This is a genomic window from Streptomyces asoensis, from assembly GCF_016860545.1.
In the GTDB taxonomy this organism is placed as follows: Bacteria; Actinomycetota; Actinomycetes; order Streptomycetales; family Streptomycetaceae; genus Streptomyces; species Streptomyces asoensis.
In genome coordinates this window covers 1,168,478-1,180,846 of record NZ_BNEB01000002.1, presented here as the reverse complement: position 1 = coordinate 1,180,846, position 12,369 = coordinate 1,168,478, and the positions used below count along the sequence as shown (strand labels likewise).

11 protein-coding genes are annotated in these 12,369 nt (G+C 74.3%); 7 read left to right on the top strand and 4 right to left on the bottom strand.

Translation table 11 applies throughout. The features are described 5' to 3' along the window. Window positions 1-137 precede the first annotated feature (137 nt). Window positions 138-959, top strand: coding sequence for a pectate lyase (locus tag Saso_RS08230; protein ID WP_189922698.1), 822 nt, complete (start codon window positions 138-140; stop codon window positions 957-959). 96 nt (window positions 960-1,055) lie between these two features. On the opposite strand, the gene Saso_RS08225 is transcribed toward Saso_RS08230, so the two are convergent. Continuing rightward, window positions 1,056-1,808: a PaaX family transcriptional regulator C-terminal domain-containing protein gene (locus Saso_RS08225; RefSeq protein ID WP_189922700.1), complete on the bottom strand. Its 753-nt coding sequence runs from the start codon at window positions 1,806-1,808 to the stop codon at window positions 1,056-1,058. A gap of 72 nt (window positions 1,809-1,880) precedes the next feature. Between Saso_RS08225 and Saso_RS08220 the strand changes: the two genes are divergently transcribed. Then, window positions 1,881-3,611, top strand: a complete 1,731-nt coding sequence (locus tag Saso_RS08220; protein ID WP_229901305.1) for an acyl-CoA dehydrogenase family protein — start codon at window positions 1,881-1,883, stop codon at window positions 3,609-3,611. 104 nt (window positions 3,612-3,715) lie between these two features. On the opposite strand, the gene Saso_RS08215 is transcribed toward Saso_RS08220, so the two are convergent. Further along, window positions 3,716-4,297, bottom strand: a complete 582-nt coding sequence (locus Saso_RS08215) for an Rv1733c family protein (protein ID WP_189922702.1) — start codon at window positions 4,295-4,297, stop codon at window positions 3,716-3,718. Window positions 4,298-4,511: 214 nt separating this feature from the next. Between Saso_RS08215 and Saso_RS08210 the strand changes: the two genes are divergently transcribed. From Saso_RS08210 to Saso_RS08195, 4 genes are all read left to right on the top strand, one after another. After that, a complete protein-coding gene (locus Saso_RS08210) occupies window positions 4,512-5,663 on the top strand; it encodes a WD40/YVTN/BNR-like repeat-containing protein (RefSeq protein ID WP_189922704.1) in 1,152 nt (383 codons plus the stop codon). 81 nt (window positions 5,664-5,744) lie between these two features. Beyond that, a complete protein-coding gene (locus tag Saso_RS08205; protein ID WP_189922706.1) occupies window positions 5,745-6,422 on the top strand; it encodes a uracil-DNA glycosylase in 678 nt (225 codons plus the stop codon). Between the two features lie 89 nt (window positions 6,423-6,511). Then, window positions 6,512-7,465 (top strand): N-acetylglucosamine kinase, encoded by a 954-nt coding sequence (locus tag Saso_RS08200; protein ID WP_229901319.1) that lies wholly within the window; start codon window positions 6,512-6,514, stop codon window positions 7,463-7,465. 199 nt (window positions 7,466-7,664) lie between these two features. Further along, a complete protein-coding gene (locus Saso_RS08195) occupies window positions 7,665-8,588 on the top strand; it encodes a sirohydrochlorin chelatase (protein ID WP_189922710.1) in 924 nt (307 codons plus the stop codon). A gap of 120 nt (window positions 8,589-8,708) precedes the next feature. On the opposite strand, the gene Saso_RS08190 is transcribed toward Saso_RS08195, so the two are convergent. Then, window positions 8,709-9,749 carry a lactonase family protein gene (locus tag Saso_RS08190; protein WP_189922712.1) on the bottom strand — a complete coding sequence of 347 codons (1,041 nt, stop codon included), beginning with the start codon at window positions 9,747-9,749 and terminating at the stop codon, window positions 8,709-8,711. A gap of 168 nt (window positions 9,750-9,917) precedes the next feature. Next, window positions 9,918-11,429 (bottom strand): FUSC family protein, encoded by a 1,512-nt coding sequence (locus tag Saso_RS08185; RefSeq protein WP_229901306.1) that lies wholly within the window; start codon window positions 11,427-11,429, stop codon window positions 9,918-9,920. A gap of 300 nt (window positions 11,430-11,729) precedes the next feature. On the opposite strand from Saso_RS08185, the gene Saso_RS08180 reads away from it, so the two are divergent. Further along, a complete protein-coding gene (locus tag Saso_RS08180) occupies window positions 11,730-12,206 on the top strand; it encodes an Lrp/AsnC family transcriptional regulator (protein WP_189922714.1) in 477 nt (158 codons plus the stop codon). Window positions 12,207-12,369 lie beyond the last annotated feature (163 nt).

The following is a 12,369-nucleotide window of genomic DNA, read 5'->3' as shown; positions in this document are numbered from 1 at the left end:
GGGCGCGACGGCCGGCCCCGGCCGCGGCGGCGGCGCCCACCCCGCGCCGGTGACAGCCCGGACCGGGACGGCCGAATCGGCCGGAGCGCTCCCCCCTCCCCACCCCCCATCCCCCACATGGAAGAAGGCATCGGGACATGACTTCACGGGAAAGTTCGGCGGTACCTCGACGCGTCCGCGGACGCGCACTCACCGGAGGCCTGGCCGCCGTCGGCCTCACGGTTGGCATGATCATGACTAGCGGGGCGCTCACCCCCGCGAGCGCCGCCACCTGGCCCAGCGCCAACGGCAGCCAGGCGGTCACCGCCACCATCTCGGTCTCCGGCACCAAGGACTACGGGATGAAGCGCCTCTACGGTTCGGGCGACCTCGGCACCGGCGGCCAGAACGAGGACCAGGACCCGATCCTGGAGCTGGCGGCAGGCGCCGTCCTGAAGAACGTCATCATCGGGTCGCCCGCCGCCGACGGCATCCACTGCCTGGGCAGCTGCACGCTCCAGAACGTCTGGTGGGAGGACGTCGGCGAGGACGCGGCGACGTTCCTGGGGTCCTCGTCGTCCAACGTCTACACCGTCTCCGGCGGCGGCGCGAAGGAGGCCAGCGACAAGGTGTTCCAGTTCAACGGCGCCGGGACGCTGAACGTCTCGAACTTCGCCGTGCAGAACTTCGGTACGTTCGTGCGCAGTTGCGGCAACTGTAAGAGCGGCCAGTACAAGCGCACCATCAACCTCAACACCATCGAGGCCACGTACAAGGGCAGCCGGCTCGTGGGCATCAACACCAACTACGGCGACAGCGCGACCCTGAAGAAGATCACGATCGTCGGGGACAGCAGCAAGAAGATCATCCCGTGCCAGAAGTACATCGGCAACAACACGGGCAAGGAACCGACCACCAACGGCAGCGGTGCGGACGGGACCTACTGCAAGTACGCGTCCTCGGACATCACCTACAAGTGACACCCCCCGCGTTCCCCCCACGGTGAGAAGGCGGCCGTACGAAGCGTCCCCGCACGGCGCTTCGTACGGCCGCCGCATCCGTGCCCCGGGGCCCGCCTACGCGTCCGGTCCCGGCACCAGGGCGGTCAGCGTGTGCCGGTGGTGGACGTAGGCGGTGCGCAGGGCCGGTCCCGGCCAGTCGGCGGGGAGGAGGTCCGGCGGCAGCACCGGGTCGGATAGCAGGTGCCGTACGACCGCCGCGAGGGCCGTGAAGCGGTCGGCGGGCAGGTGCGTCCGCTCGACGTGGGCCAGCAGGGCCCGGGACGTCCGCGCCCACGCGTCCAGCTGCCACAGCCCCGCGGCCAGCTCGCGAGGAGGCGTGTCCGGGCGGGCGGTGAACGGGCGCAGGACCTGTCCGAGGTCCGTGGGCCAGGGCCGGCCCAGATTGGCGGGCCTCAGCCAGACCCCCTCCCTCAGCTCGGCGAGCCGCAGAGCTCCCAACCGGCCGCGCAGTTCGGCCCGTTCGGCGGGGCCGCGACCGGTCGCGGTGATCACGGCCATCTCCCAGTCGCCGTCCCACGCGCGCGTGTCCGGCTGCACGGCGTCGTCCTGGCGGCGCTGGCGCTCCAGCAGCCGCTCGCTGAGCCGGTAGACGCCGTCCGTCCGGCGCAGATCCCCGGCCGTGACCATCCGGCTGAGCGCGGCGCGCACCGTGGAACCGCCCACCCCGAAGGGCTCCACCCCGCTCACCAGGTCCTTGGCCGCCAGCTCCGGCGGGTGCGTGCCCAGCAGCAGACTGAGGACGACCGACCGGGCGGACAGCGGACGCAGGTCCACCTCGCCGGGCCGCGCCGACACGTTCATCCGCATGGGGACGTACTCTACGTGCGCCCTCGATGTTGCACTATTGCTACAACCGCAGAGCAGGTGCAACATGGGGCCATGGTCCACACCGTCACCCCGTCACAGGCGCCGTCGCCCACCCACGGCCGGGCGCAGGACCGGACGCTGCCCCCGTCCGGCGCCGAGGCCGCGTCCGTCACGCACGACGTCACCAACCAGCCGCCGCCCCTGGCCCCCTACGACGCCTCCGACGACAGGGCCCTGCTCGAGGGCCTGCGGCGGGAGGGCGCCGGATGGGCGGAGCCGGACGTGCGCCGCATCGGTCTGCTGGCGGGCGGCGCCGAGGCCCAGGAGTGGGGCGAGCTGGCCAACCGCCACGAGCCCGAGCTGCGCACGCACGACCGGTACGGCCACCGCGTCGACGAGGTCGACTTCCACCCCTCCTGGCACGAGCTGATGCGGGTCGCGGTCGAGGAGGGGCTGGCCGGTGCCCCCTGGGCGGACGACCGGCCGGGGGCCCACGTGGCGCGCACGGCGGGCGGCCTCGCCTGGGGACACACGGACGCCGGACACGGCTGCCCGACCTCGATGACCTACGCGGCCGTCCCCGCGCTGCGCCGTCAGCCGGAACTGGCAGCCGTCTACGAGCCGTTGCTGACCGCCCGCGAGTACGACCCGGGACTCCGGGTGCCGACGGCCAAGCGCGGACTGCTCGCGGGCATGGGAATGACGGAGAAGCAGGGCGGCTCCGACGTCCGGACGAACACCACGACGGCCGCGCCCACGGCGGAGCCCGGCGTGTACACCCTGCGCGGGCACAAGTGGTTCACCTCGGCCCCGATGTGCGACGTGTTCCTCGTGCTGGCCCAGGCGCCGGGCGGGCTCTCCTGCTTCCTCGTCCCGCGCGTGCTGCCCGACGGCACCCGCAACACGTTCCGGGTCCAGCGGCTCAAGGACAAGCTCGGCAACCGCTCCAACGCCTCCTCCGAGCCGGAGTTCGACCGGACCGTGGCCTGGCTGGTCGGGCCCGAGGGCCAGGGCGTGAAGACCATCATCGAGATGGTCAACTGCACCCGGCTGGACTGCGTGATGATGTCGGCGACACTGATGCGCAAGACGCTCGTCGAGGCGGGGCACCACGTACGGCACCGCGGCGCGTTCGGGGCACGGCTGCTGGACCAGCCGCTGATGCGCAACGTGCTCGCCGACCTCGCGCTGGAGTCGGAGGCCGCCACCACGCTCACCCTGCGGCTGGCCGGCGCGGCGGACCGGGCGGCGCGGGCCGACGGGAGCCGGGGGCCCGAGCGCGCCTTCCGCCGGATCGCGACCGCCGTCGGCAAGTACTGGGTGACCAAGCGGGGCCCGGCCTTCACGGCGGAAGCCCTGGAGTGCCTGGGCGGCAACGGTTACGTGGAGGACTCCGGCATGCCCCGCCACTACCGCGAGGCACCGCTGCTCTCCATCTGGGAGGGCTCGGGCAACGTCAACGCCCTCGACGTGCTGCGGGCGTTGACCCGCGAGCCGGCGACGGCGGACGCCCTGTTCGGCGAACTCGCCCTGGCCCGGGGGGCGGACGCCCGCCTCGACGCGGCCGTCGCCCGGCTGCGGACCCGCCTGGGCGGGGCGACACCGTCCGGCGCCCGCCGCCTGGTGGAACAGATGGCCCTCACCCTCCAGGCCTCGCTGCTGGTGCGGCACGCCGCGCCCGCCGTCGCGGACGCGTTCTGCGCGACCCGGCTCGGTGGCGACTGGGGGTACTCCTTCGGCACCCTCCCGGACGCCGCGGACATCGACGCCATCCTGGAACGGAGCCTCCCCGTGACCGGCTGACCACGCGGCCCACGGGCGTCGGCACCCACTTCGCGTGCCCTCCGTGGCGCGGTGGACGCGACCGTCGCCCCTCAGGGCGGCCGGTGTGGTGGGGCCTCGGGCGGTTAGCCGGTGGGGCGGCCCCACAGGGCGTCGAAGCGGGCCCAGTCGGTGTCCCACTGCTCCACGCGCCGGCGCTCCATGCGTCCCAGCAGGACACGGCCGCCGACGAACGGCAGGGTCGCCGCGCCGACCCCCGCCAGGCCCCCGACGAGGGAGGCGCGCAGTCCGGCCTGGGCGGCGGTGGCCGGCTTCGTCACCAGACGGCCCTGCCGGTCCGTCCAGATCATGACCGGGGTACCCGACGCGCTGCCGGGCCCGACCCGGACCTGGCCGTTGTGCGTCGAGCCGTCCGGACCGGTCCAGCCGACCTTGGCCCACACCTGGTCGCCGCCGGCGGCGCCGTTCGTGACGGCCTTGCCCGGGGCCCGTTCCGTCAGCCGCGCCATCAGCGGCCGCCACTCGACGCGTTCGCGTGCCAGACCGCGTTCCACGGCACCCGCGGTCATCCAGCCCGCCAGCATCCCGACGAGCACGGTGAGCGCCCACACGCCGAGCACCACCCAGGCCTCCACCATGTCGGCGCGCCGCTTGAGCGGGTTGCGCCGCCAGCGCCACAGCCACACCTTCGGACCACGGAACGCCATCGAAGGCTTCCTCCTCATGAGCACACGAACACCCCGGCCGCCCTCCCATACGGGGCGGGCGGCCCCGATGCTCAGGCCGAGTCCCTCGTCTCGACGGTCGCACGGTCCGCGCGACCGCGCAGGCCGGCTGTCGGAAGCGGCCGCGGTCCCCCGCCTCCCGGCCCGCCATCGCCGCTCTGACCTGCGGCGACGGCGTCCGATGGGGTGGCTGTCAGTGCTGGGGTGCAAACTGGCCGATGTCTGCGACAAAGACGTCGAGGACACAGCGGAGGTGATCGGCATGACCGAGGTACTGCTCGCCGTGGGCACGCGCAAAGGCCTGTTCATCGGGCGTCGGCGCGGTGGCTCGTGGGAGTTCGACGCATCGCCCTATTTCAACGCGCAGGCGATCTACTCGGTCGCCGTGGACACCCGCGGTGAGCGCCCGCGGCTGCTGGCGGGCGGCGACAGCGCGCACTGGGGTCCGTCGGTGTTCCACTCCGACGACCTCGGCCGCACCTGGACCGAACCGGCCGCCCCAGCGGTCAGGTTCCCCAAGGACACGCAGGCGTCGCTGGAGCGGGTGTGGCAGCTGCACCCGGCGGCCGCCGAACCGGACGTGGTGTACGCGGGCACGGAGCCGGCCGCGCTGTACCGCTCGGAGAACCGCGGCGAGAGCTTCGAGCTGGTCCGTCCGCTGTGGGAGCACCCGACCCGCTCGAAGTGGGTGCCCGGTGGCGGCGGCGAGGGGCTGCACACGGTCCTCACCGACACCCGGGACCCGCGGTCGGTCACCGTGGCCGTGTCCACCGCCGGGGTGTTCCGCACGAGCGACGGCGGCGAGAGCTGGGCGCCCGCCAACTCCGGTGTCTCCGCGGTGTTCCTGCCGGATCCGAACCCGGAGTTCGGCCAGTGCGTGCACAAGGTGGCCAGGGACGCGGCGGACCCGGACCGCCTCTACCTCCAGAACCACTGGGGGGTCTACCGCAGCGACGACCGGGGCGGGCGGTGGAAGGACATCGGGGCGGGGCTGCCCTCCACCTTCGGCTTCGCCGTCGCCGCGCACCCGGCCCGCGGGAACACGGCGTACGTGTTCCCCATCAACGCCGACGCCGACCGGGTGCCCGCCGACCGCCGCTGCCGGGTGTTCCGCACCTCGGACGCGGGCGAGAGCTGGGAGCCGCTCACGGCGGGCCTGCCCCAGGAGGACCACTACGGCACGGTGCTGCGCGACGCCCTGTGCACGGACGACGCGGACCCGGCGGGCGTCTACTTCGGCAACCGCAACGGCGAGGTGTTCGCCTCGGCCGACGACGGCGACAGCTGGCGGCAGTTGGCCTCGCACCTGCCGGACGTCCTGTGCGTACGGGCCGCGGTGGTCGGATGAGCCGGACGGCGCGTGCGGGCGGGCCGTGCGGCCTTGGCCACCGGTTGATCACCGCCGTGTGTACGGCAGTAGGGTGACGCCGTGGCACCACGACCCTTGCATGAGATCGTCGAACCGGGGTGGGCGAAGGCCCTCGAACCCGTCGCCGGGAAGATCGCCGAGATGGGCGACTTCCTGCGCGCGGAGATCGCCGCCGGACGCACCTACCTCCCCGCCGGGAAGAACGTCCTGCGGGCCTTCCAGCAGCCCTTCGACGACGTCCGCGTCCTGATCGTCGGGCAGGACCCCTATCCGACGCCCGGGCACGCGGTGGGCCTGTCGTTCTCGGTGGCCCCGGACGTCCGCCCGCTGCCCGGCAGCCTGATCAACATCTACCGGGAGCTGACCACCGACCTGGGCCTGTCCCAGCCGTCCGACGGTGATCTGACGCCGTGGACGCAGCAGGGGGTGCTGCTGCTCAACAGGGCGCTCACCACGGCCCCGCGCAAGCCCGCCGCGCACCGGGGCAAGGGGTGGGAAGAGGTCACCGAGCAGGCGATACGGGCGCTGGCGGCGCGCGGCAAGCCGCTGGTGTCCGTCCTGTGGGGCCGCGACGCCCGCAACCTGCGTCCGCTGCTGGGGGATCTGCCCTCGGTGGAGTCCGCGCACCCCTCCCCCATGTCGGCGGACCGCGGCTTCTTCGGCTCACGCCCGTTCAGCAGGGCCAACGACCTGCTGGTGCGGCAGGGAGGACAACCGGTGGACTGGCGCCTGCCGTGACCGCCGATGCCGGCCCGGGATCCGACGCACGGGTCGGCACGGGCCACGGTCGTCACGACGGCCGGGACGGCGGGCACGGCCAGGACGGCATCCTCGCCGTGGATTCGGGCGGTTCGGGTCTGCGGGTCGCGCTGGGGACCGTCGCACGTGGTGCGCCGGCCCGGCGGGCGTCCGCGGTGCCGGTCCGTACCGGCCCGCGGGGCATCGACCCCGAGCATCTGATGGCCCGACTGACCCCGCTGGTGCGTGCGTTGTCCGACGAGACCGGCGTCCGCCGCCCGGTCACGGCGGTGGTGGGCGCGGCGGGCTTCGGCACGTTGGGGGACGCGCTGCGCGCCGAACTGCCGGGTGCCCTGGCACGGGAGTTCGGGGTGCGTGAGGTCGCGCTGGCCGCCGACGCCGTCACCGCCTACGCCGGCGCGCTCGGTCCGCGGCCCGGCGCCGTGGTGGCCGCGGGCACGGGCGTCGTCGCGATCGGCACCGACCTGAAGACCTGGCGGCGGGCGGACGGCTGGGGCCATCTGCTGGGCGACTGCGGAAGCGGCGCCTGGATCGGGCGGGCCGGACTGGAGGCGGCCCTGCGCGCGTACGACGGCCGGGCCGGCGGATCCACCGCCCTTCTGGTGCGGGCCGAGGAACGGTTCGGGCCGATGACCGGGCTGCCCGCCCTGCTCTACCCGCGTCCGGACCGCCCCGCCGTCCTCGCCTCCTTCGCGCCCCTCGTGGCCGCCTGCGCACGAAAGGACGCGGTCGCCGACGGCATCCTGCGCACGGCGGCACGTCACCTGGCCGAGTCGGCCGCCGCCGTGTGCCCGGCCGACGGGGAACCCGAGATCGCCTTCACCGGTGGCCTGCTCGAACTGGGCGACACCCTGCTCGTCCCCTTGGCGGAGGAACTGGCGGCACGCCTGCCGCACGCCCGGCGCGTGCCCGCCGAAGGCGATCCGCTGGAGGGCGCGGTACGGATCGCCACCGCACTGGCCACCGGCACGCTCGTCCTGCCGGGCGAGGAGAGGCTGCTGTCGGTGACTCGCCCCGGCTGAAGCCCGACTGATGCATCGTGCGTAGGGAACGTACGTCATGCCCCAAAAGGTGGATTCACCCCTCCGCGGGCAAGTCACCTGGAAAACACGCTGATCACTTCTGATCCGTACGTAACTCATCAGACAAAACCGGACGGATACCGCTCACGTGCACCCTCCCCGAACAGGGGAGCCCAGGAAGCCAGTAACATGCGTCGCCATGAGCTCCCCCACTGGGCCCGCGTCCGGCCTGCCAGTACGAATGCCGCGGCCTCGCCAGCCCGGGCGGCACCGCCGACCCGAGCCGTTGGCGGCTCCCGAGGGCGCGCCCGCGCTCGTCCTCGCGGTGCCGGGCCGACCGAGCGCCGCGACCCGTGGCCTCGCCGAGGAGATCGTGAGCATCGCCCGCTCCGAGCTGCCCGGCCTGGACGCGCGTATCGGTTACCTCGACGGGGACGACACCGACTTCCCGACCCTCCCGTCCGTCCTGACGCACGCCGCCGAGGAGCGCACCGCCCGCTTCGAGCAGGCCCGTGCCGCCGGTCTGGACGTCAAGGAGCCCGACGGTCCCGTCGCCGTGGTCGTGCCGCTGCTGGCCGGTCCGGACAGCGCGCTGCTGCGCCAGGTCCGCCAGGCCGTCATGGAGAGCCGGATCGCGGCCGAGCTGACCGATGTGCTCGGCCCGCACCCGCTGCTCGCCGAGGCGCTGCACGTGCGGCTGTCCGAGGCCGGCCTCGCCCGCGCCGACCGCGCCCGGCTGTTCACCGTGGCCACCGCCGCGGACGGCATCATCCTCGCCTCCGTGGGCGGCGAGGAGGCCGTCCAGGCCGCCGGGATCACCGGCATGCTGCTCGCCGCGCGCCTCGCCGTGCCGGTGATGGCCGCGGCGCTCGACCAGGAGGGTTCCATCGCCTCCGTCGCCGAGCAGCTGCGTTCCTCGGGCTCGCAGCAGCTGGCCCTGGCGCCGTACCTGATCGGCCCGGAGATCGACGCCACGCTGATCGAGGAGGCCGCCCGGGAAGCCGGCTGCGCCGCCGCGGAGGCGCTCGGCCCCTACCCGGCCATCGGCAAGCTCGCGCTGGCCAAGTACACGACCGCCCTCGGCATCGCACCGCCGCAGCCCCAGGGCGCGCCGGTCCGCTAGCCGCTGTCAGGACGCACGTACGGACGAAGGGCCCGCTCCACTGCGGAGCGGGCCCTTCGCGTCACCCCGGCGGCCGGACGGACCCGTGCGCGGGCGCTGTCGGCGGCCGTCCGGGGGGATTCAGTCCAGGACCACGCAGGAGGCCGCGGGGACCGGGATCGCGCCGGCTCTGCGCGGCAGGCCCGTCTCCGGGTCGAGGGTGAACCAGGTGACGTCGCCCGAGCGTTCGTTCGCGACGTAGAGGTACCCGCCGGACCGGGCGACGGCGCGGGGCCAGTGTCCGGCGCAGGACACGGTTCCGACGAGCCGCAGGGCCTCTCCCCCGCCCTCCACGGCGAAGACGGAGATCACGTCCTCGCCCCGGGTGGCGGTCCACACGAACCGGCCGTCGTGCGAGACGGCCAGGCCCGAGGGGTAGGCGTCCCCGGCCGGCGCGCCGGGCAGCACGGGGGCCTCGGCCAGCGGTTTCAGGGAGCCGTCCGAGGCGTCCCAGCGGCAGACGGTGACGGTCGGGGTGAGTTCGTTGACCACGTACGCGTGGGTGCCGTTCGGGTGGAAGGCCAGGTGGCGCGGTCCGGAGCCGGGCCGCAGCGCGTGCTCCCGGTGCAGGACGGGCGCGCCGTCGCGCAGGGCGCATACCCGGACGGAGTCGGTGCCGAGGTCCACGCTGACCGCCCAGCGGCCGCTCGGGTCGGGCTGCACCTGGTGGGCGTGCGGCGCCTGCTGGCGCCGCGTGTGCGGGCCCGAGCCGGTGTGCCGCAGGACGCCGGACGCCACCCGGGCCAGGGTGCCGTCGGGTCGGACCGGTACGGCGGTGACGCTCCCGGAGCCGTAGTTGGCGGTGAGGACGTGCCCGTCGAACACGCTGAGGTGGGTGGGGCCGCTGCCGCCGACGGGCACGGGCGGCCCGGCCTGTTCGGGGGCGTCGCCCGTCACCCGGTAGGCGACCACGGCGCCGTCCGCCGTCTCGCTGACCGCGTAGAGCGTGTCCCCGGCGGCGGAGAGGGCCAGGTAGGAGGGGTCGGGGACGCCGTTCACGCTGCCCAGGACGGTCAGCGCGCCGTCGGCCGGGTCCACGGCCGCGGCCACGATCCCGGGCCCTCCGGCCGCCGTGAAAGAGCCGATGAACGCCCGCCGTCGCCTGCCGCCGAGGTCTGCCACCGCTGTCCCCTCCCGGGTCGCCGCTGCCGCTGCTCACGCTGCTGCTCGGGGTGACGGTAGCAGCCGATCACGAGCGGTCTAGACCAGGCACGCTCTGCCGCGGGCGCGGCGCCACCCGGGCCGGATGGCCGCCGCGCCCCGGCGGGGAGGGCCGGTCGGGGCTTCCGGTCAGGCGCCGATCGACACGCGTCCCGAGCCGCGCAGGGGTCCGGCGAGTTCGAGCAGGGCACGCTCCAGGGCGTGCAGATGGAGCAGCACCGGCTCGGACACGGCGGCGGACGACGCGACGGCGGTGAGCGCCGGGTCGGTCCGTCCGCCCGCCCGCGGTGCGGTGAGCGCCTCGACGGCGGCCTCCACCCGCCAGCAGGCGGCGACGAGCCGCGTGTCGTGGGACGCCTCGGGGTCGGCGGCGACCGAGGCGAGTCCGCGCACCTCACGGGCGCAGTCGTCGAGCAGCGCCAACACGTGCCGGGCCCGGCCCTTGCGGGCCGGCAGCGGGCTGAGCGGGTGGACGAGCGGCGCCAGGGACAGCCGGACCCGGGCGAGGATCTGCTCGAGTTCGGCCACCCGCCCGGCCGGGTCGGCCGTCGCGGAGCCCGCGAGCCGGGCGGCGGCCTCGGCGGTGCACACGTGCACGCAGCGCAGGGCGCGTTCCACCCAGGCGTCGGTGACGGAGTGGGTGGTCACCGGCAGCACCAGCAGCACCGCGAGCACCGCCCCCAGGGCGCCGACGGCCGTCTCGGTCACCCGCAGGGCGAGCAGCGCCGGGTCGAGCAGGCCGAGCAGGCCGTACAGCGCGCTCGCCATGACGGTGACGGAGAGCATCATCCAGGTGTACGACACGGCGGCGGTGTAGAAGATCCCGAAGACGCCGGCCGCCACGACGGTGGCGGTCGCGACCGGCTCCCCGTGCAGGGGCAGGGCGACGGCCAGGCCCAGCACGATCCCGAGGACGGTTCCGAGGAACCGCCGGAATCCGCGGACGAGGGTCTCGCCGCGCGAGGTGGTGTTCACGAACACCCACCAGGTGGCGCCGACGGCCCAGTACCACCGCTGGTCCGACAGGGCCTGGCCGACGACCAGGGCGAACCCGGCGCCGACCGTCGCCTGGACCGCCTGCCGCGTGGTGATCCGCGCCAGCCCCGTCCCGTCGGCCGGCGGGGCGACGGCCGCCGGGGCAGGCAGGTGTCGTTCGTAGGGCCACACCCCGAAGCGCACCGCGGCCGCCGTGGCGACCGACAGCAGGACGGCGGAGGCAAGCCCGGGCAGCCGGTCGGGGACGGTGTGCAGGAACTGGGCGGCGAAGAACGTCATGAACGCGAACACCCCGAGCGAGTGTCCCCGCGGTCCCCAGCGCCTGGCGTAGACACCGACACCCACGACGGCGAGGAAGGCGGCGTCCCGGGCGGCGGGCACGGCGTGCAGGAAGGCCGCGAGGGTCAGTACGGGCAGACCGGCGGCGGGCAGCAGCGCGGTGGTCACGGCCTGGTCGCGCACCGTCGCGTCCGTGACGGTGAAGAGCGCGAGCAGCGCGGCCAGCCCCCCGGTGATCGTCGCCACCAGCGAGTGCCCGGTCAGACCGCACGACGCCACGGCCAGTCCGATGCCGAGCACGGCCCGGGACGCGAACCGCAGTCGCACCCGTCCCGGATCCGGTGCCACGAACGCCCTCTTCAGCAAGTCGGCCCCGCCCTTTCCCCACCCCGGCGTCCCGCCACCGCGGGCACATGAAAAAGGCGCCGCGGAGGTCCGCAGCGCCATCGACTCCGCCATTTGAGCATCCGTGCGGCCGGTGGTTCAACAGGACCCGATCCCACTGGGCCATTGGCCCAGTCATCGGCGACACCGCTCCGCCCTCAGCCGGCCAACGGCCCACCGTGTGCGACGGCTCCCCCGCGACCGGTGGCGCGCGTCCCGCCCGCCGCGCTGGGCCATTGGTACAGTCGGCGCCGATCACGAACGCGCGAGGAGGCCCGCCGGATGGCCGTGGACGAACTGGACACCCGCATCCTGCGCCTGCTGCTCGAGCAGCCGAGGACGAGCGTGCGCGAGTACGCCCGACTGCTCGGCGTGGCGCGCGGCACGCTCCAGGCCCGGCTGGACCGACTGGAGCGCGACGGCGTCATCACCGGCACCGCCCCCTCCCTCTCACCCGCCGCGCTGGGTCATCCGGTGCTCGCGTTCGTGCACATCGAGGTGACCCAGGGACATCTCGACGACGTGGGCGACGCGCTGGCCGCCGTACCGGAGATCATGGAGGCGTTCTCCATCACCGGCGGCGGCGATCTCCTCACCCGGGTCGTGGCGCGGGACAACGCGCACCTGGAGGACGTGATCCAGACGCTGATCAGCCTGCCGGGCGTGGTCCGCACCCGCACCGAGGTCGCACTGCGCGAGCGCGTGCCGCACCGGGTGCTGCCGCTGGTGGAGTCGATCGGGCGGGCGGCCGGGAAGTAGGGCGGGGCCCGGTGGACGTCCGCAACTTTCCGTCCCGTCAGGACCGTTGACGGTCCACCGTCACCCCTCTAACGTCTGGTCGACTGTTCGCACATTGTTCGCGATATCGAACAACGGGGGCGGTCACCCGTCCGATCACCCGCCCGGTCACCGTACCGACCAC

Coding starts and splice junctions, on each gene's coding strand:
- Saso_RS08225 (WP_189922700.1), bottom strand. CDS start 1,808: ATGCGGATGAACGTGTCGGCGCGGCCCGGCGAGGTGGACCTGCGTCCG.
- Saso_RS08195 (WP_189922710.1), top strand. CDS start 7,665: ATGAGCTCCCCCACTGGGCCCGCGTCCGGCCTGCCAGTACGAATGCCG.
- Saso_RS08215 (WP_189922702.1), bottom strand. CDS start 4,297: ATGGCGTTCCGTGGTCCGAAGGTGTGGCTGTGGCGCTGGCGGCGCAAC.
- Saso_RS08230 (WP_189922698.1), top strand. CDS start 138: ATGACTTCACGGGAAAGTTCGGCGGTACCTCGACGCGTCCGCGGACGC.
- Saso_RS08220 (WP_229901305.1), top strand. CDS start 1,881: ATGGTCCACACCGTCACCCCGTCACAGGCGCCGTCGCCCACCCACGGC.
- Saso_RS08180 (WP_189922714.1), top strand. CDS start 11,730: ATGGCCGTGGACGAACTGGACACCCGCATCCTGCGCCTGCTGCTCGAG.